General features: G+C 71.9%; 17 protein-coding genes. 3 read left to right on the top strand and 14 right to left on the bottom strand.

Translation table 11 applies throughout. The annotated features are described in order from the left end of the window. Nucleotides 1-10: 10 nt before the first annotated feature. From mutM to HFP48_RS11745, 10 genes are all read right to left on the bottom strand, one after another. Nucleotides 11-880 (bottom strand): bifunctional DNA-formamidopyrimidine glycosylase/DNA-(apurinic or apyrimidinic site) lyase, encoded by an 870-nt coding sequence (mutM, locus tag HFP48_RS11790; RefSeq protein WP_006933632.1) that lies wholly within the window; start codon nucleotides 878-880, stop codon nucleotides 11-13. A gap of 6 nt (nucleotides 881-886) precedes the next feature. Then, on the bottom strand, nucleotides 887-1,648 hold the full coding sequence (gene rnc, locus HFP48_RS11785; protein ID WP_072635061.1) for a ribonuclease III: 762 nt from the start codon (nucleotides 1,646-1,648) through the stop codon (nucleotides 887-889). Nucleotides 1,649-1,668: 20 nt separating this feature from the next. Continuing rightward, nucleotides 1,669-1,851, bottom strand: coding sequence for a 50S ribosomal protein L32 (gene rpmF / locus HFP48_RS11780; RefSeq protein ID WP_003939052.1), 183 nt, complete (start codon nucleotides 1,849-1,851; stop codon nucleotides 1,669-1,671). 2 nt (nucleotides 1,852-1,853) lie between these two features. Further along, the gene (locus HFP48_RS11775; RefSeq protein ID WP_006933624.1) at nucleotides 1,854-2,468 is read right to left on the bottom strand and encodes a YceD family protein; all 615 of its coding nucleotides are present in this window, start codon (nucleotides 2,466-2,468) and stop codon (nucleotides 1,854-1,856) included. A gap of 122 nt (nucleotides 2,469-2,590) precedes the next feature. Then, nucleotides 2,591-3,352: a DivIVA domain-containing protein gene (locus HFP48_RS11770; protein WP_006933622.1), complete on the bottom strand. Its 762-nt coding sequence runs from the start codon at nucleotides 3,350-3,352 to the stop codon at nucleotides 2,591-2,593. A gap of 216 nt (nucleotides 3,353-3,568) precedes the next feature. Then, nucleotides 3,569-4,063 carry a pantetheine-phosphate adenylyltransferase gene (gene coaD / locus HFP48_RS11765; protein WP_006938042.1) on the bottom strand — a complete coding sequence of 165 codons (495 nt, stop codon included), beginning with the start codon at nucleotides 4,061-4,063 and terminating at the stop codon, nucleotides 3,569-3,571. Then, nucleotides 4,060-4,746, bottom strand: coding sequence for a 16S rRNA (guanine(966)-N(2))-methyltransferase RsmD (rsmD, locus tag HFP48_RS11760; RefSeq protein WP_255326740.1), 687 nt, complete (start codon nucleotides 4,744-4,746; stop codon nucleotides 4,060-4,062). Before rsmD ends, coaD begins: the two co-directional genes overlap by 4 nt. Next, nucleotides 4,649-8,050 (bottom strand): pyruvate carboxylase, encoded by a 3,402-nt coding sequence (locus HFP48_RS11755; protein WP_168579540.1) that lies wholly within the window; start codon nucleotides 8,048-8,050, stop codon nucleotides 4,649-4,651. Before HFP48_RS11755 ends, rsmD begins: the two co-directional genes overlap by 98 nt. Nucleotides 8,051-8,234: 184 nt before the next feature. Next, on the bottom strand, nucleotides 8,235-10,532 hold the full coding sequence (gene recG, locus HFP48_RS11750) for an ATP-dependent DNA helicase RecG (protein WP_043796604.1): 2,298 nt from the start codon (nucleotides 10,530-10,532) through the stop codon (nucleotides 8,235-8,237). A gap of 60 nt (nucleotides 10,533-10,592) precedes the next feature. Further along, the gene (locus HFP48_RS11745) at nucleotides 10,593-12,233 is read right to left on the bottom strand and encodes a DAK2 domain-containing protein (RefSeq protein ID WP_029543163.1); all 1,641 of its coding nucleotides are present in this window, start codon (nucleotides 12,231-12,233) and stop codon (nucleotides 10,593-10,595) included. A gap of 195 nt (nucleotides 12,234-12,428) precedes the next feature. Here HFP48_RS11745 and rpmB point away from each other — a divergent pair, with 195 nt between their 5' ends. Continuing rightward, nucleotides 12,429-12,620, top strand: a complete 192-nt coding sequence (rpmB, locus tag HFP48_RS11740) for a 50S ribosomal protein L28 (RefSeq protein ID WP_003939060.1) — start codon at nucleotides 12,429-12,431, stop codon at nucleotides 12,618-12,620. 114 nt (nucleotides 12,621-12,734) lie between these two features. Then, nucleotides 12,735-13,526 (top strand): enoyl-CoA hydratase-related protein, encoded by a 792-nt coding sequence (locus HFP48_RS11735; protein ID WP_029543161.1) that lies wholly within the window; start codon nucleotides 12,735-12,737, stop codon nucleotides 13,524-13,526. Between the two features lie 11 nt (nucleotides 13,527-13,537). On the opposite strand, the gene HFP48_RS11730 is transcribed toward HFP48_RS11735, so the two are convergent. The 3 genes from HFP48_RS11730 to HFP48_RS11720 are packed head-to-tail and all read right to left on the bottom strand — an operon-like array spanning nucleotide 13,538 to nucleotide 15,730. After that, a complete protein-coding gene (locus HFP48_RS11730; RefSeq protein WP_006938032.1) occupies nucleotides 13,538-14,215 on the bottom strand; it encodes a uracil-DNA glycosylase in 678 nt (225 codons plus the stop codon). 17 nt (nucleotides 14,216-14,232) lie between these two features. Then, nucleotides 14,233-14,754: a gamma carbonic anhydrase family protein gene (locus HFP48_RS11725; RefSeq protein WP_006938031.1), complete on the bottom strand. Its 522-nt coding sequence runs from the start codon at nucleotides 14,752-14,754 to the stop codon at nucleotides 14,233-14,235. Between the two features lie 10 nt (nucleotides 14,755-14,764). Continuing rightward, nucleotides 14,765-15,730 (bottom strand): thiamine-phosphate kinase, encoded by a 966-nt coding sequence (locus HFP48_RS11720; RefSeq protein WP_157127620.1) that lies wholly within the window; start codon nucleotides 15,728-15,730, stop codon nucleotides 14,765-14,767. A 91-nt stretch (nucleotides 15,731-15,821) separates the two neighbouring features. Between HFP48_RS11720 and HFP48_RS11715 the strand changes: the two genes are divergently transcribed. Beyond that, nucleotides 15,822-16,421, top strand: a complete 600-nt coding sequence (locus tag HFP48_RS11715; RefSeq protein WP_043796598.1) for a DUF3515 domain-containing protein — start codon at nucleotides 15,822-15,824, stop codon at nucleotides 16,419-16,421. Nucleotides 16,422-16,441: 20 nt separating this feature from the next. Here the strand turns inward: HFP48_RS11715 and HFP48_RS11710 are convergent, their stop codons facing one another. Next, nucleotides 16,442-17,995, bottom strand: coding sequence for an acetyl-CoA hydrolase/transferase family protein (locus HFP48_RS11710; protein WP_029543155.1), 1,554 nt, complete (start codon nucleotides 17,993-17,995; stop codon nucleotides 16,442-16,444). Nucleotides 17,996-18,270: the final 275 nt, after the last annotated feature.

The following is an 18,270-nucleotide window of genomic DNA, read 5'->3' as shown; positions in this document are numbered from 1 at the left end:
ACGGCCGAAGTCAGGCTCGCCGTGCGCCCCGTGGCGGCGGCTGGCACCGGGGGCAGCTGAACGACGAGCGGTTCATGAATTTCTCCCGCCGCACCGGCGTCCCGCACCGTGGGCACGGCAGGTTCTCCTGGCCGTAGACGTTCAGCGACCGGTCGAAGTATCCGGACTCGCCGTTGACGTTGACATAGAGGGCATCGAACGAGGTACCGCCCTGGGCGAGCGCCTCGCCCATCACGTCGCGGGCCGCGTCGAGCAGCCGCCGCAGGGTCGGCCCCCCGAGCCGGTCGGCCGCGCGGTTGCCGTGCACGCCGGCCCGCCACAGCGATTCGTCGGCGTAGATGTTGCCGATGCCGGACACGACGGTCTGGTCGAGGAGGACGCGCTTGATCTCGGTGTGCTTGCCGCGCAGCACCTTCACCACGGCGGCCGCGTCGAACGCCGGATCCAGGGGGTCGCGGGCGATGTGCGCGACGGGCTCCGGCAGGACGGCACCGTCGACCTCGACGAGCGGGGCGAGGGCCCAGCCTCCGAAGGTGCGCTGGTCCACGAACCGCAGGTCGGCGCCGTTGTCGAGAACGGCGCGGATGCGCAGGTGTTTCTCGTCCGGCACCGCCGGCGGCTGGACCAGCATCTGCCCGCTCATCCCGAGATGGACGACCAGTGCGACGTCGGCGGGCCCCAAGACGAGCCACAGGTATTTGCCGCGGCGCTGGACGGCAGCCACGGTCTGCCCGGTCAGCCGCAGCGCGAGATCCCGCGGGCCGGGTTCGTGACGGCGTACCGCACGCGGGTGCAGCACCTGGACGGACTCGATGGTGGCGCCGCGGACGTGCGCGTCGAGGCCGCGGCGGACGACCTCGACCTCGGGCAGTTCGGGCACGTCGGGTCAGCTCTGGTCGGCGGCGGCACCGGTGGGGGTGGCGTCGCTGTCGGACAGGCTCTGCCAGGCCGCGGCGGCGGCCTTCTGCTCGGCTTCCTTCTTCGTCCGACCCATGCCGACACCGCGGGCGTCGCCCGCGACGATCACGGTCGCGGTGAATTCCTTGTCGTGGTCCGGGCCGGTGGCGGTGATCTCGTACGCCGGCACGCCGACGCCTCGTTCCGCGGTCAGCTCCTGCAGGCTCGTCTTCCAGTCGAGACCGGCGCCGAGCCGCGGACCCCGCTCGAGGAGTTCGGCGAACAGGCGCAGCACAACGGTGCGTGCGACGTCGATACCGTGCTGCAGGTGGACGGCGCCGAGCAGCGACTCCATGCCGTCCGCGAGAATGCTGGGCTTGTCGCGGCCACCGGTGAGTTCCTCACCTTTGCCGAGCAGCAGGTGCGGCCCGAGGCCGCCGTCACCGAGAGACCGCGCGACCTCGGCGAGGGCGTGCATGTTCACCACCGACGCCCGGATCTTCGCGAGTTCACCCTCGGACTTGTCCGGATGCGACAGGTACAGCTTCTCGGTCACGGTGAGGCCGAGGACGGCGTCGCCGAGGAACTCGAGACGCTCGTTGGTCGGCAGGCCACCGTTCTCGTACGCGTAGGAGCGGTGCGTGAGCGCAAGCGTCAGCAGCTCCGGATCCACATCGACACCGAGGGCGGCGAGAAGGGACGCGTGTTCCCCTTCGCCGCCCTCGGATGCGGTGGTCGAATCGCTCGTCACGATGTCTCAGAATTCGAGAACTAGACGGCAGCGGTCACCTGACGGCCGTTGTAGGTGCCGCAGGACGGGCACGCCACGTGCGGCAGCTTCTTCTCGCCGCAGCCGCGGTTCGGGCAGGTGACGAGCGTCGGCGCAGTGGTGTTCCACTGGCTCCGCCGCGACCGGGTGTTCGAACGCGACATTCTGCGCTTGGGGACGGCCACGTCTACTTCTCCTCGTTGTTCTTGCTGTCGGATGCACTGCTGGGTTCTTCGGAGCCTGCGCCGAAAGCGGCTGCCAACCCAGCCCAGCGAGGATCCATTCTCTCATGCCCGTGCCCGGATTCCGCAATCGCCAGGCGAATGCCGCATTCGGGGCACAGTCCCGCACAGTCGTCACTACACAACGGCCGCAGCGGAAGCTCCAGTCCGACGGTGTCGACGATGACCGGCTCGAGGTCGATCGTGTCGTCCACCAGGCGGTAGACCTCGTCCTCGTCGGTGGTCTGCTCCGTGACGCTGTTCGGGTAGGCGAACAGCTCCGTCAGGTACAGCTCCACCGAGTCCTCGAAGGGCTCGAGGCAGCGCGAGCACTCGCCGACTGTATCGGCACGGACGGTCCCGGTGACGAGGACCCCCTCGGACACCGCTTCCAGCCGGAGATCGAGTTCCACATCCGTGCCTTCCTCGATCGCGATCGAGTCGAGTCCGATCCGCAACGGCGCAGGTACCACCGTGTGGACCGTGCGCATGGAGCCCGGACGGCGTCCGAGCGAGCGTACGTCCAGCACGAGACCCGAATCCCGGTCGGGATGCTGGGGGCTGTGACGGCGGGCAGACACGGGAATGCTACTTCCTCTTTCCAGGTGACGGACGCCGCCCCCACGGGGCGACTGGGCAACCACTCCACGATACGCGACGGACCCGGGCGCGACGAAATCGCCCGGCGCGGGAGCCGGATGCGTCAGCGGCGCCGCTCGGACCGGCGTTCGGCCTCCGTGTAGTCGGGCACACCGGCGCCCGTCCGCAGCTGCTGCCGGCCGCGGCCCACCGACCGCAACGTCGTGCCGAGCACGTCTTCGAACTCGGCGAGCTTGGAATCGACGTACTCGTCGCATTCCGACCGCAGCCGATCCGACTCGGCGTGGGCGGCATCGATGACCCGCGCGGATTCGGCGTGGGCGGCCTGCACGACCTCCGTCTGCGACACCAGACGGGCCTGCTCGGCCTCGCCGTCGGCGACCGACCGCTCGTACGAGGCCTTGCCCGCCTCGATCATGCGGTCGGCCTCCGCCTGCGCGCGGGCCGTCACGGACTCGTACTGCTCCTTGGCGTCGGCGATCGTGTCGTCGGCCTCGGCCTGGGCGTCGCGCAGCAGATCGTCGGCGTGGGCGCGGGCCTCCTGCACCATCCGGTCCGCCTGTGCCTTCGCGTCGGCGAGCATGCGGTCCGCGTCGGCGCGGGCGTTGTCGAGGGTCTCGCGGGCCTCCGCGTCGGCGTCCGCGACGGTCTTGTCGGCCTGGGCCCGCGCGTCGCCGATGAGCTTGTCCCGATGATCCAGGACGTCCTGCGCGTCGTCCAGTTCGGCCGGCAACGCGTCGCGGACGTCGTCGAGCAGGTCCAGTACGTCGCCGCGTGGGACCACGCAGCTCGCGGTCATCGGGACACTGCGTGCTTCCTCGACGATCGCGACCAGCTCGTCGAGTGCCTCGAATACCCGGTACACGCCCAACCCCAATCATCGTCCCGGCGCGGCCGGTGCGACCGCCGCCGGATGCAAGTCTGCCGCAGGTGCCGCCGGAGTCGCGCATCGCGGACCCGGTGTGTCGGCGATCGAACAGGCGGGGTCAGCCTCGGCCGCTGTGCCGGATCAGCGCTTCGCCGCTGTGCCGGATGAGCGCTTCGCCGCTGTGCCGGATCAGCGCTTCGCCGCTGTGCCGGATCAGCGCTTCGCCGCTGTGCGCTCCGCGATCCGCGCGAGCAGCCGCTTGTGCACCGTCGCGGGGAGCATGTCGGCGACGTCGCCGCCGTAGGTGGCGACCTCCTTGACGAGAGAGCTCGACAGGTAGCTGTAGGCCGGGTTGGTCGCGACGAACAGGGTGTCGACGCCGGTGAGCTTGTGGTTCATCTGCGCCATCTGCAGCTCGTAGTCGAAGTCGTTGGCGCCGCGCAGGCCCTTGACGATGGCCGTGATGCCGTGGGCGCGTGCATAGTCCACCAGCAGGCCCTGCCAGGAGTCGACGCGCACGTTGCCCAGGTGGGCAGTGGCTTCGGTGAGCATCTCGATGCGCTCGGGAACCGAGAACATTCCCTGCTTGTTGGGGTTGATCACGACGGTCACCGTCACTTCGTCGAACTGCACGGCAGTCCGAGAGATGACGTCGAGGTGGCCGTTGGTCACGGGGTCGAACGAACCGGGGCAGACCGCACTGCTCATGAGTCCGAACCGTAGCAGGTAGCGATCTCGATCCGGGTCTCGCCGTACTTGCGAACGCGGTCCGGTTCGAGGGCCTGCGGCCACACCGTCTCCGGCGAGCGGGAGGAGCGTTCGAGCACCACCACCGAGCCCTCCCCCACCCAGCCCCCGTCGACGAGGGCGGTGAGCATCGCGGACACCGCCTGCTCGGTCACCGCGTACGGCGGATCGGCGAGCACGAGGTCGTAGACCCGGTCCGGGGCACCGCCGAGCACGGCGGCGACCGGCGCAGCCCGCAGCACCGCCGGCAGACCGAGTTCGGTGATGTTGCGGCGGATCACGGCGGCGGCCTGCGCGTCGGACTCGACGAGCAAGGCGTGGACGGCGCCCCGGGACAGCGCCTCGAGCCCGAGCGCGCCGGAGCCGGCGTACAGGTCCAGCACCGACGCGCCGTCGAGCTCCATCCGGGCCGTGAGCGAACTGAACAGCGCCTCGCGGACCCGCTCCGAGGTGGGCCGGGTCCCGCGGGGCGGCACCTTCAGGCGCCGCCCCCCGGCCCGGCCGGCCACGATCCGGGTCATCGCACCGTCCCGGAGAACCGTCCGATCACTCCGCGCTCTCCTCGGTGGACACGACGACCAGCAGGTCGCCGCCCTCCACCTGGGACACGCCGGCGAGGGCGACGCGGGTGACGGTGCCGCCACGCGGCGCGGTGATCGCGGCCTCCATCTTCATCGCCTCGATGGTGGCGACGGTGTCACCGGCCGCGACGCGGTCGCCCTCGGCGACGAGGAGGGTCACGGCGCCGGCGAACGGCGCGGCGACGTGCCCGGGGTTGTTGCGGTCGGCCTTCTCCGCGGCCGGAACCTCGCTGGCGACGGACTTGTCGCGCACCGAGACCGGGCGCAGCTGCCCGTTGAGGATGCACATCACGGTCCGGAAGCCGCGCTCGTCCGGCTCGGAGATCGCCTCCAGCCCGATCAGCAGCTCGACACCCTTGTCCAGGCGCACCCGGTGTTCCTCACCGCGGCGCAGACCGTAGAAGAACTGGTTGGCGGACAGCTCCGAGGTGTCGCCGTAGCGGTCCCGGTGCTCGAGGAACGCCTGGGTCGGACCGGGGAACAGCAGCCGGTTCAAGGTGGCGCGCCGCTCGCTGGAGGTGTCGTCGAGCGCCTTCTCCTCCTCGGAGGTCAGCGGCACCTCGGGCTTGGGGGCGCCGCGGCCCTCGAGGGCCTTGGAGCGGAACGGCTCGGGCCACCCGCCGGGCGGGGTGCCGAGCTCGCCGCGCAGGAATCCGACCACCGAGTCCGGGATGTCGTAGCGGGCCGGGTCGGCCGCGAACTCGTCGCTGGCGACGCCGGAACCCACCAGGTGCAGGGCGAGGTCACCGACCACCTTCGACGACGGAGTGACCTTGACCAGCCGGCCGAGCATCCGGTCGGCCGCGGCATACTTGGCCTCGACCTCCTCGAACCGGTCGCCCAGACCCAGCGCGATGGCCTGCTGCCGCAGGTTCGACAGCTGCCCGCCGGGGATCTCGTGGGTGTACACCCGGCCCGTCGGGGCGGGCAGGCCCGATTCGAACGGCGCGTACACCTTGCGCAGCGCCTCCCAGTACGGCTCGAGGTCGCACACGGCCTGCAGGTCCAGACCGGTGTCGTACTCCGAGTGCGCGGCCGCGGCGACGATCGCCGACAGCGCGGGCTGGCTGGTGGTGCCGGCCAGCGCGGCGGAGGCGCCGTCGACGGCGTCGGCGCCGGCCTGCCACGCCGCGAGGTACGTCGCGAGCTGACCACCGGGGGTGTCGTGCGTGTGCACGTGCACCGGCAGGTCGAAGTTGCTGCGCAGCGCCGAGACCAGGGTGGCGGCCGCGGGTGCGCGCAGCAGCCCGGCCATGTCCTTGATCGCCAGCACGTGGGCCCCGGCCTCGACGATCTGCTCCGCCAGGCGCAGGTAGTAGTCGAGGGTGTAGAGCGTCTCGCCGGGATCGTAGAGGTCCCCGGTGTAGGACATCGCGACCTCGGCCAGGGCGGTGCCGGTCTCGCGGACCGCGTCGATCGCCGGCCGCATCTGGTCGACGTTGTTCAGCGCGTCGAAGATGCGGAAGATGTCGATGCCGGTGTCGGTGGCCTCCCGCACGAACGCGCGGGTGACCATCTCCGGGTACGGGGTGTAGCCGACCGTGTTGCGGCCGCGCAGCAGCATCTGCAGGTTGATGTTCGGGATCGCCTCCCGCAGCGCCGCCAGACGCTCCCACGGGTCCTCGTGCAGGAACCGCAGCGCGACGTCGTAGGTGGCGCCGCCCCACGCCTCGATCGACAGCAGCTGCGGGGTCATCCGCGCGACGTGCCCGGCGACGGTGAGCAGATCCTTGCTGCGCACGCGCGTCGCGAGCAGCGACTGGTGCGCGTCGCGGAAGGTGGTGTCGGTGACGGCGAGGGCCTTCTGCTCGCGCAGCGCCTTCGCGAAGCCGTCCGGGCCGAGGGCGAGCAGCCGCTGCCGCGAACCCTCCGGCGGGGCGACGTCGAGGTCGATCTTCGGCAGCTTGTCGTGCGGGTACACCGTCGTCGGGCGCTCGCCGTGCGGCTTGTTCACCGTCACGTCGGCGAGGTACTCGACGATCTTCGTGCCGCGGTCGGCGGAGGTCTTGGCGGTCAGCAGCTGCGGCCGCTCGTCGATGAACGACGTGGTGACGTTCCCGGCCCGGAAGTCCGGGTCGTCGAGCACGGCCTGCAGGAAGGGGATGTTCGTCGACACGCCGCGGATGCGGAACTCGGTGACCGCGCGGCGGGCGCGGGCGACGGCCGTGGGCAGGTCGCGGCCGCGGGCCGTGAGCTTGACCAGCATCGAATCGAAGTGGGCGGAGACCTCGGCGCCGACGGAGGTGCCGCCGTCGAGTCGGATCCCGGCGCCGCCGGGCGTGCGGTACGCGCTGATGCGGCCGGTGTCGGGCCGGAAGCCATTGGCCGGATCCTCGGTGGTGATGCGGCACTGCAGCGCCGCCCCGCGGATCGCGACCTTGTCCTGCGACAGGCCCAGGTCGGTCAGCGACTCACCGGAGGCGATGCGCATCTGCGCCTGCACGAGGTCGACGTCGGTGATCTCCTCGGTGACCGTGTGCTCGACCTGGATGCGCGGGTTCATCTCGATGAAGACGTGGTTGCCGCGGGAATCGAGGAGGAACTCGACGGTGCCGGCGCAGCTGTAACCGATCTGCTTCGCGAACGCGACGGCGTCCGCGCAGATCCGCTCGCGCAGCTCGGGGGCGAGGTTCGGTGCCGGGGCCAGCTCGATGACCTTCTGGTGGCGGCGCTGCAGCGAGCAGTCCCGCTCGAACAGATGCATCACATTGCCCTGGCCGTCGGCCAGGATCTGCACCTCGATGTGCCGGGGATCGACCACCGCCTGCTCGAGGAACACCGTGGGATCGCCGAACGCCGCATCCGCCTCCCGGGACGCCGCCTCGATCGCCTCCCGCAGCTGGCCACGCTCGGCCACGCGCCGCATGCCACGCCCGCCACCGCCGGCGACGGCCTTGACGAAGATCGGGAACTCCATGGACTCGGCAGCCGCGAGCAACTGCTCGAGATCGGCCGACGGCTCCGACGACGCCAGCACCGGCAGACCCGCCGCCTTGGCTGCCGCGATCGCCCGCGCCTTGTTTCCGGTCAGCTCCAGCACGTGCGCCGACGGACCGATGAAGGTGATGCCCTCCGCCGCGCACGCCGCCGCCAGGTCCGGGTTCTCGGACAGGAAACCGTAGCCGGGGTAGACCGCGTCGGCGCCGGCCTTCTTCGCGGCGGCGACGATCTCCGCCACGGACAGGTACGCACGGACCGGATGCCCCTGCTCCCCGATCTGGTAGGCCTCGTCGGCCTTGAGCCGGTGCAGGGAATTGCGGTCCTCGTACGGAAACACCGCGACGGTCCCGGCACCCAGTTCATAGGCGGCGCGGAACGCGCGGATCGCGATCTCGCCTCGGTTGGCGACAAGCACTTTGGAGAACATTGGACGACGGTACCGCGACGTAACACTCCGTTCGGCGTCCGCATCCCAGATCGTGGGACGGATGCACGTCTTTGTCCGACTGAAACGATGCAGGTCGAGGGATCCTTAACGTGCCGGAAACGTCGCGGGTGCGGCGGGCGTCACCTCACAACGGCGCTGCGCCCGGCGTGCGCGGAACGTAACCTCACGACTTCTCGAGATACGCGACCCGTTCGGTGTCGAGCGCGGCCGACACCATGCGGGCCAGACCGGGGTGTTCCTCGAGCCGCGGATCGCGGTCGGTCACGGCGCGGGCGAAGGCCTGCGCGGCCGCGATGACCTCGACGTCGTCGACGAGCGAGAGCATCCGCAGCGTCGAGGTGGTGCCCGACTGGGCGACACCGAGCACATCGCCCTCGCGGCGCTGCTGCAGGTCCAGCTGGGCGAGCGCGAATCCGTCGGTGGTCGCGGCGACGGCCTCGAGGCGGGCCATGGCGGGCGCGCCGGGCTTCGAATCCGACACGAGCAGGCACAGCCCCGGATGCCCGCCCCGGCCCACCCGGCCGCGCAGCTGGTGCAGCTGGCTGACCCCGAACCGGTCGGCGTCCACGATCACCATCACCGTCGCGTTGGGCACATCCACGCCGACTTCGACGACGGTGGTGCACACCAGCACGTCGATGTCCCCGGCGGCGAAGTCGCGCATCACCGCGTCCTTCTCGTCCGCGGGCAGTCGCCCGTGCAGCAACCCGACCCTCAGGTGGGCCAGCGGGCCGCCCGCGAGCTCCTCGAACTGCTGGAGCACCGACTTCGTCTCGGGCGGCTTGCCCCTGCCCCCGCGCCCGCCGGTCGTCTCCGCCTCGTCGAAGCCGACCAGGTCGGCGTCCTCGTCGCTGTCGCCGTCGCCGATGCGCGAGCACACCACATACGCCTGCCGGCCCGCCGCGACCTCTTCGCCGATGCGTTCCCACGCGCGCGCCACCCAGCTGGGATGCACCTTCGCCGCCACGACCCGGCTGGTGATGGGCGACCGGCCGCGGGGCAGTTCCCGCAATGTGGACACCTCGAGGTCGCCGAGGACGGTCATCGCGATGGTGCGCGGGATGGGTGTCGCCGTCATGACCAGCACGTGCGGGCTGGCACCGTCGCGGCCGCGGTTGCGCAGCACGTCGCGCTGCTCCACGCCGAACCGGTGCTGTTCGTCGACGACGACGAGGCCGAGGTCGTAGAACTCGACGCCCTGCTGGATCAGCGCGTGGGTGCCGATCACGAGCCCCGAGTCGCCGCTCACGATGTCGAGCAGGGCCTGCCGCTTGCGGGCCGCGCTCATCGAGCCCGTCACGAGGGTGACCTTGGTGGCCAGCTCGTGGGCGGCGAGTTCGCCCGCCGCGGCGAGATCGCCGAGCATCTTCGCCAGCGAGCGCGCATGCTGGGCGGCGAGCACCTCGGTCGGCGCGAGCAGTGCGCACTGGTGTCCCGCGTCGATGACCTGCAGCATCGCCCGCAGCGCCACGATCGTCTTGCCCGAGCCGACCTCGCCCTGCAGCAGCCGGTTCATCGGGTGCGATCCGGCGAGGTCCGCCGCGATCTCGTCGGCGACCGCGAGCTGCCCGGCGGTCAGTTCGAACGGCAGCCGGCGATCGAACTCGTCGGCGATACCGCCGCTGCGGCGCGGGCACGCCGGGGCCGTGCGCACCGCGACGTCGTGGCGGCGCCGGGCGAGGACGAGCTGCACCGCCGCGGCCTCGTCGAACCGCAGGCGCTCCCGGGCGGCGGTGACGTCGTCCCGGTCGTCGGGCAGGTGGATGCGGCGCAGCGCCTCGTCCAGCCCGATCAGGCCGTGCTCGCCACGCACCCACTCGGGCAGCGGGTCGTCGACGGTCTCGAGCTGATCGAGGATCTGCCGCACGCAGCGCATCACGGTCCACGACTCGACGTCGCGGGTTGCGGGGTACATCGGGATGAGGGCCCGATCGAAGATCGACATGTCGATGCCGCCGTCGCCCTGGGCACTGCGGGCCATGCCGGCGAGCGCGCCGGCGCCGCGCACCCGGGTGGGCCGCGGGGCCGCGCCACCGATCTCGGGGCCGCGAGGCTCGGGCAGGATGATGTAGCTCGGGTGGGCCAGGCTCCACTTGTCGCGGAAGTACTTGACGGTGCCGGAGAACATGCCGCGCACCCCGGGCTTGATGTTGTACTTGACCTTCTGCGGGTTGAAGAAGGTGACGTCGATCTTCTGCCGGTCCGATTCGAGCACGACGGCGAGCCGGGTGCCGGGCCGGCTCTTCATCCGCACCTCGTCGGCCCTGGCCACCCGCGCGATGATCGTCACGTGCTGGCCCTCGACCGGTTGCGAGTCGCCGAGCTCGGCGCCCTGGGTGGCGTACCGGTGGGGATAGTGGCGCAGCAGGTCCTCGACGGTGGTCATGCCGAACGAGTCGGCGAGTGCATCCGCGGTCTTGCGGCCGAGAAGATGATCGAGTCGGTCCGCGAGTGTCGCCACTGCCGTCCTCTCCGCTCCGATCGACGCCGAAGGGCCGGCGTCCGACTGTTCCTGTGCCGGCTACTCCACACCGAGCTGCAGCAGGTCGCTGCGCTGTCCCCCGTGGTACACCAACACCTCCACCTCGGGGTGGCGGTCGTTGACGTGCCGGGTCAGCCGCTCGGCGAGTCCGTCGGGCGCGTCGAAGCCGACGAGCATCGTCACGAGCTCTCCGCCCGCGGCGAGCACCTTGTCGAGCAGCGACGCTCCCGCCGTCACCAGATCATGCTCGATGACTACGACATCATGACCCGACAGGCCCAGGCTGTGCCCCGGCTCGCACGTTCCCACCCAGGTCAGGGCCCGCTCGTTCGCGATGCGCAGCGAGCCCCACCGGGTCGCGGCGGCCGCTTCGGACATGGCGAAGGCGTCGTCGGCGGCCTCGCGGCCCGGGTCGTGCACCGCAAGCGACGCCAGTCCCTGCACCATCGACGAGCAGGGCAGGAACATCACCTCGCGCCGGTGGTCGCGGGCCGCCGCGCCGACTGCGACGAGTTCCTGGGCGGGCAGCGCACCGTTGGGCAGGACCATCACGTCACGGCTGCCCAGCCGGCGGATCGCGTCGAGCAAGTGCCGGCGGGTGATCGGATCGTCCGCCCGCACGATCGCCGCGCCCTCGGCTTCGAACAGCTCCGCTGCCCCGTCGCCGGCCACGACGGCGAGCACCGAGCGGCTTCCGGCCCCGGAAGCCACCGGGCCGACGCCGATCCGTTGCTGTGCCTCCAGCGCGAAGCACGTGACGGTGACCTGGTGCAGCCGCCCGGCCTCCAGGCCGGCCTCGACGGCAGCGCCCGCGTCGCAGCAGTGCACGTGCACGGACCAGGTGCCGGCGCCGTCGCCGACGACGGCGACCGAGTCCCCGAGGGCGTCGAGGCGGGTACGCAGGGTGTCCATGCGGGCGGTGTCGGAGCCCTCGACGAAGTACATGACCTCGAAGTCCTGATCGCCGCCGTGGCGGGGTTCGTGCCCGTTGTGCCCACCATGCCGGGCGGGAGCGCCGGGCTTCGACGTCGCGATCGGTGCCCGGTCCGGACGCCAGCCCGACACCGTCTCGACGAACGCGTCGAGCAGCAGGAGCAGACCGAGGCCCCCTGCGTCGACGACGCCGGCCTCGGCCAGCACGTCGAGTTGCGCGGTGGTGCGCTGCAGGGCCTCGGCGGCGGCGTCGGCCGCTGCGGTCGCCACCGTCACGAGCGAACCGGAGCGGCCGGCCGCGTGCGCGCCGTCGGCGGCCGCGTGCAGCACGCTGACGATGGTGCCCTCGGCGGGGCAGCTCAGCGCGCGGGTGACGAGGTCTGCGGCGTGCCGCCAGGCGCGCCCGAGTGCGGCGCCGTCGACGGCCACGGCCCCGTCGAGGGCGTCGGCCAGGCCCCGCAGCATCTGCGCGAGGAGGACACCGGAGTTGCCGCGGGCGCCGTGGAACGCGCCGCGCGCCAGGGCGCCGACGATCGTGGCGACGTCCTCGGCGTCCGCCGCGGAGGTGTCGAGTTCGGCCGCCGCGGAGCGCAGGGTGACGAGCAGGTTGGTACCGGTGTCGCCGTCGGGGACGGGGAAGACGTTGAGGCTGTTGATCTCGTCGCGGCGCTCGGCGAGCGCCCGCAACCCGAGATCCACCCATCGGCGCAGGGCAGTCCCGTCGACTGCTTCCCCGACCTCGAGCACCTGCTTCCCCCCTTCGCCACCACGCAACCGGTGACGCAAGGGTAGCGGTGCCCCCGTCGGACGGCCGGTTTGGCCATTGCCACCCCCACCCGCTACGCTTGCAGGGTTGCCTCGCACGGATGGCGGACGCCTCCTCGTGTTCGCAGGCCGACGAAGACACGAAAATATCCACTACTCACCAAGGAGTTCGCGACTATGGCTGCCGTCTGCGACGTATGCGCCAAGGGCCCCGGCTTCGGTAAGTCGGTCTCGCACTCGCACCGGCGTACCAACCGTCGTTGGAACCCGAACATCCAGAGCGTGCGCGCTCAGGTTGCCCCGGGCAACACGCGTAAGGTCAATGTGTGCACCTCCTGCCTCAAAGCGGGCAAGGTCGTTCGCGGCTGATCCCCGGTTCGGCATACGAGGCCCCGGCGTTGCGACGCCGGGGCCTCGTCGTGTTCCGCCATCGTCGCCGTGACCCCGTACCCGCCGGGCGGGGCGACCGGTAGGGTGCCCCGGGTGACCGAATCAGTACTGTCCCACGTCCGCCTCGAGGACGGCGTCCTGCGCATCGCCGTGGCGACCGCCGAGCGCGGCACGTCCCTCTCCCCCGCGGGCATGGCCCAGGGCATCGAGGCCCTGCGCACCGCCGGCCCCGAGGTCGGCGCCGTCCTGCTCGTCGGTGAGGGTGCCAACTTCTGCGCGGGCGGCGACGTCCGCGCCTTCGCCTCCGCGCCCGACCGCGGCGAGTTCGTCGGCGACGTCGCACGCCTGTTCCACGACTTCGTCCGCGCCCTCGACGCGGCCCGCGTGCCCGTGGTGGCCGCCGTCCAGGGCTGGGCGGCGGGCGCGGGCATGAGCATCGTGCTGCACGCCGACATCGCGCTCGGGGGCCCCTCGACGAAGCTGCGGCCGGCCTACCCGTCGATCGGGTTCACCCCCGACGGCGGCATGTCGTGGACCCTGCCGCGCATCGTCGGAGTCGCCCGGGCGCGGGAGATCATCCTCACCGACTGTGTCCTGAACGCCGACGAGGCCGTGCGGCTCGGGGTGCTCAGCCGCCTCGTCGCCGACGACGAGGTGCCCGGCGAGGCGATGCGGGTGGCCCGCACCCTCGCGAACGGCCCCACCGCCGCCTACGCCGGGATCCGGCAACTGCTCGCCGATTCGGCGGGGCGGTCGCTGTCCGAGCAGCTCGACGCGGAGGCCGCGGCGATCGCGGCGGCCGCGAACGGCCCGACCGGCATCGAGGGTGTCGACGCGTTCGTCGAGAAGCGGCGCCCCGACTTCGAGTCGATTCGCCGCGGCTGAGCCACGCCCGTTCAGGCCAGGCGCCAGTCCACCGGGTCCCCGCCCTGCTCGGTCAGCAGCGCGTTCGCGCGGCTGAAGGGGCGGGACCCGAAGAACCCGCGGGAGGCCGACAGCGGCGACGGGTGCGCCGACTTCACGGTGGGCACGTCGCCGAGCATCGGTTCGAGGGTGGCCGCGTCGCGGCCCCACAGGATCGCGACGAGCGGCGCGGTGCGCGCGACGAGCGCCCGGATCGCCTGCTCGGTCACGCTCTCCCAGCCCTTGCCCCGATGCGACGCCGGCTGGCCGGGTTGCACCGTCAGGACGCGGTTGAGCAGCAGCACCCCCTGTGCCGACCACGGTGTGAGGTCGCCGTTGGGTGGTGTCGGCAGGCCGAGGTCGTCGCTGTATTCGCGGTAGATGTTGGCCAGGCTGCGCGGCACCGGACGCACCTCCGGCGCGACCGAGAAGCTCAGTCCGACGGCATGACCCGGCGTCGGATACGGGTCCTGGCCGACGATGAGCACCTTCACCCGGTCGAACGGCTGGGTGAAGGCCCGCAGCACGTTCGCGCCGGAGGGCAGGTAGCCGCGTCCGGCGGCGTTCTCGGCGCGCAGGAAGTCGCCCATCGCGGCGATGTCGGCGGCAACGGGAGCCAGCGCCCGCGCCCAGCCTTCCTCGACGATCTCCGGCAGGGGTCGTACAGCCATCGGTGGTGCCCGGCCCCTCAGTCGATCCTGCGCAGCGCGCTGCGGTAGTACTCGGCGTTCGCCGCGTACATCTTGGCGTTGGCGTCGACGTGGCCCTCCGGCACCTCGTAACCCTCCCGGATCTTCGCGGGTACGCCGATCGCCATGGACCGCGGCGGCACCTGGAAACGCGGGGCCACGAGCGCGCCGGCCGCGACGATCGCCCCGTCGCCGACGGCGGAGCCGTTGAGCACGAGCGAACCGGACCCGATCAGGCAGCCGTCGCCGATGGTGGAGCCTTCGATGTGGGCGTTGTGGCCGACCACGGTGCCGGCGCCGATGACGGTGGCGTCGACGGCGGTGCAGTGGATGATCGTCCCGTCCTGGATGTTGCTCTCGGCGCCGACGACGATCCGGCCGTAGTCACCGCGCAGGACCGCGGTGGGCCACACCGAGGCGCGGGCGCCGAGGGTGACGTTGCCGATGACCACCGCATCGGGGTGGACCCAGGCGTCGGGATGGATATCGGGCACACGGTCGCCGAGCGCATACACAGCCATGCTGTGAAACCTATCTCGAGAAGCTCTGCCAGCCTCCGGGACCCGGCCGGCCGTGGCCGTCGACGGTGACGCCGCCGCCCTCGCGCACCGTGCCGACGGGCCGCCAGCCCGCCGGCAGCGGCACGTGCGGCGGGAAGCACGCGGCAAGGGCGTGGTCCTCGCCGCCGGTGAGCACCCACTCCCATACGTCGGCCCCGAGTTCCGCGGCGGCGGCCCGCAGCTCGGCGCCGGGTTCGAGCAGCTCGCGCGAGACGTCGATCGCGACGCCGGATGCGGCGGCGATGTGCCCGAGGTCGGCGAGCAGGCCGTCGGAGATGTCGGTCGCGGCGTGGGCGCCGCCGGCCGCCGCCGCGGGTCCCGCGGCGTACGGGGGCGCCGGCACCTGGTGGGCGGCCACCAGGTCCGGGTGGCCGGCGAGGCCGGCGGTGAGCACGGCCAGCCCGGCGGCGGAGCGCCCGGTGGATCCGGCCAGCGCGACGGTGTCGCCGGGCCGGGCCGCAGACCGCAGGAGCGGCGCGCGCCCGTCGAGGTCGCCGAGGACGGTCACCGCGACGATCAGTTGCGACGCCTGCACCAGGTCGCCGCCGACGACGCCGGCGCCGAGCGCCTCCGCGGCCTCGCCGATCCCGGCGGAGACACCGTCGAGCACGTCGACCGGGGTGTCCGGCGGGCAGCCGAGCCCGACGAGGAAGGCGGTGGGGCGCGCGCCCATCGCGGCGACGTCGGCGCCGTTCTGGGCGACGGCCTTGCGCCCGACGTCGCGGGGGGTGGACCAGTCGAGCCGGAAGTGCCGACCCTCGACGAGCATGTCCGTGGAGACGGCGACGCGCCCGTCGGCGGCGGCGACGAGGGCCGCGTCGTGGCCCGGTCCGACGAGCGTGGTGGCGGGCTGGCGACGCCCGGCGACCGCACGGTCGATCACGGGGAACTCGCCGAGGTCGGCGACGGTGGGGCCGGTGCGGTCGGGCGCGGTGATGCGGTCCTCCCGTTCGTGGGTCGGTGGGGTGCGGGCGTCGGTGGTCACGGTAGTTTCGACCACGCTACCGTCCCCGCAAATTCGAGAGATTATGACCGAGCCGACAGTCTCCCCCGACCCCGACCCCGACCCCGCCCCCGCCGGCGACGCCGAACACCACCGCAGTCCCGCCCTGATCGCCACGGCCGTCGCGCTGCCGGTGGCGTTGCTGATCGGCATCGTGGTGGCGGCGGTGCTGGCGAACCGCACCCCGGAGCTGGCGCCCGTAGCACTGGGGCCGGTGGTGGCGCCGCAGGCCGAGTCCCCGGAGTGCGCGGCGCTGCTGGGGGCGCTGCCCGAGGAGGTCGGCGACCTCCGCCGCGCGGAGCTGGCCGACCCGGCCCCGGTGGGGGCCGCGGCCTGGCAGCCCGTCGAGGGCGAGCCGGTGGTGCTGCGGTGCGGGCTCGAGCGACCGGCGGAGTTCGATCAGGCGGCGGCGCTGCAGGTGGTCGACGGCGTCCAGTGGTTCGAGGTGTCCGGCGCCGCGGAGGGCATCGATGCGAGCACGTGGTTCGTCGTGGACCGCCCGGTGTACGTGGCGCTGACAGTGCCGAACGGCTCGGGTCCGACTCCGCTGCAGACGATATCGGCGGCGGTCACGCAGTCGCTCCCGCAACAGCCGATCGACCCCGCGCCGGTCGCCGGCGGCTGACGGCGCCGGCCCCTCGGAACCTACTGTGCCAGCATGGATCCCGACTCCAGGAAACGCTGGTGGAAGGACAGGGACTCGCCGAGCAGGTGCGGGGTGTGCCCGGCGTCGGGCACGGCCTCGGCCCGGTCGACGTAGTCGTGCAGCATGTCCCGGTAGTCCGGATGGGCGCAGTTGTCGACGACGACCCGGGAGCGGCGCCGCGGCGACAATCCGCGCAGGTCCGCAAGTCCCTGCTCGGTGACGAGGACCTGCACGTCGTGCTCGGTGTGGTCCACGTGCGGCACCATCGGCACGATCGACGAGATGCTGCCGCCCTTCGCGGTGGAGGGGCTCAGGAACATCGACAGGTAGCCGTTGCGGGCGAAGTCGCCGGATCCGCCGATCCCGTTCATGATCTTGGTGCCCATGACGTGGGTGGAGTTGACGTTGCCGTAGATGTCGGCCTCGAGCATGCCGTTCATCGCGATGATGCCGAGGCGGCGCACGATCTCGGGGTGGTTGCTGATCTCCTGAGGGCGCAGCACGATGTGCTCGCGGTAGAAGTCGATGTTCGACACCAGCTCGTCGATTCCGGCCTCGCTCAGCGCCAGCGACGTGGCGGACGCGAAGCGGACCGTGCCGTGCTTGATCAGGTGCAGCATCCCGTCCTGGATGACCTCGGAGTAGCAGGTCAGACCCTTGTGGGGACCGGCATCGAGACCCTGGAGGACGGCGTTGGCCACGTTGCCGATGCCGGACTGCAGCGGCAGGAGCGTGTCCGCGGGCAGCCGGCCGCGGGAGATCTCGTGCTCGAAGAAGTCGAGCACGTGCGCGGCGATCGCCTGGCTCACCGCGTCCGGCGGGGTCAGCGGGCTGGCGCTGTCGCGGGCGTGGGTCTCGACGACGGCGACGACCTTGTCCGGGTCGACGCGGAACGTGCTCTGGCCGATGCGGTCCTCGACGTCCGTGAGCATGATCGGCTTGCGGTGCGGCGGCAGCGCGGTGCCGTAGTACACGTCGTGGATGCCCGTCATCGCGGCCGGAATCCACGAGTTGACCTCGAGGATCACCTTCTCGGCGACGTCGAGCCAGGTCTTGTTGTTGCCGATCGACGCGGACGGGATCAGCTCACCGGTCTCGGTGACGCCGGAGACCTCGACGACCGCGACATCGACGTGCCCGTAGTAGCCCTCCCAGACCTGCTGGGCGACGTGGGACAGGTGGATGTCCACGTAGTCCATGCGGCCGTTGTTGATGTTGCGGCGGGCGGTGGGCTCGGCCTGGTACGGCATCCGCAGGGAGATGCCGGCCACCTCCGACAGCATCCGCTCGGTCTCGGCGGAGACCGACGCGCCCGTGAGGAGGTTGACCGTGAAGTCGGTGCCGGCGGCGCGCGCGGCCCCGATGCGTTCCGCGAGCGCCGGGGTGATCGCCTTCGGCGTGCCGGCACTGGCGAAACCGCTGATGGCGACGGTGTGGCCGGGCTGGATCCAGCGGACGGCTTCCTCCGCCGACACGACCTTCTGCCGGAACGCCGGATGGTCGATTCGGCTCGGAGAGGAGTCGGATGCGGGGCGGAGGAACTGCGTCTGCATAACGAACAGGGTACGAGCACGTCCGGCGGCCGACGACGCCTCCGTCACAGCGGCGGACCGGATGGGGCGCGGACCACTCACCCCGCCGCGTGCCGCACCCACGGCCCCTGGCCGAACGAACCGCCGTCCCACCGGTCCCCGAAAGCAACTGTCTCGCAGTCGGTTCGATTGCAACGAGCGCAGCGGCTCCGGGTCGGGGCGACCGTGGCGCCGACGACTCCGGCGCGACCGACGTGCCGCGCCGCCGCCGGGCCGGGCGGCGGCGGCCCGACGGG

Origin of the sequence: Rhodococcus sp. DMU1 (genome assembly GCF_012272955.1) — a bacterium.
Classification (GTDB): Bacteria; Actinomycetota; Actinomycetes; order Mycobacteriales; family Mycobacteriaceae; genus Rhodococcus; species Rhodococcus aetherivorans.
This window is presented reverse-complemented; position numbering and strand designations above follow the sequence as displayed.

Excerpts from the sequence above, each read along its gene's own strand:
- HFP48_RS11730 (WP_006938032.1), bottom strand. The coding sequence starts at position 14,215 with ATGGCTGTACGACCCCTGCCGGAGATCGTCGAGGAAGGCTGGGCGCGG.
- HFP48_RS11755 (WP_168579540.1), bottom strand. The coding sequence starts at position 8,050 with ATGTTCTCCAAAGTGCTTGTCGCCAACCGAGGCGAGATCGCGATCCGC.
- HFP48_RS11715 (WP_043796598.1), top strand. The coding sequence starts at position 15,822 with ATGACCGAGCCGACAGTCTCCCCCGACCCCGACCCCGACCCCGCCCCC.
- rpmB (WP_003939060.1), top strand. The coding sequence starts at position 12,429 with ATGGCTGCCGTCTGCGACGTATGCGCCAAGGGCCCCGGCTTCGGTAAG.
- coaD (WP_006938042.1), bottom strand. The coding sequence starts at position 4,063 with ATGAGCAGTGCGGTCTGCCCCGGTTCGTTCGACCCCGTGACCAACGGC.
- HFP48_RS11710 (WP_029543155.1), bottom strand. The coding sequence starts at position 17,995 with ATGCAGACGCAGTTCCTCCGCCCCGCATCCGACTCCTCTCCGAGCCGA.
- HFP48_RS11725 (WP_006938031.1), bottom strand. The coding sequence starts at position 14,754 with ATGGCTGTGTATGCGCTCGGCGACCGTGTGCCCGATATCCATCCCGAC.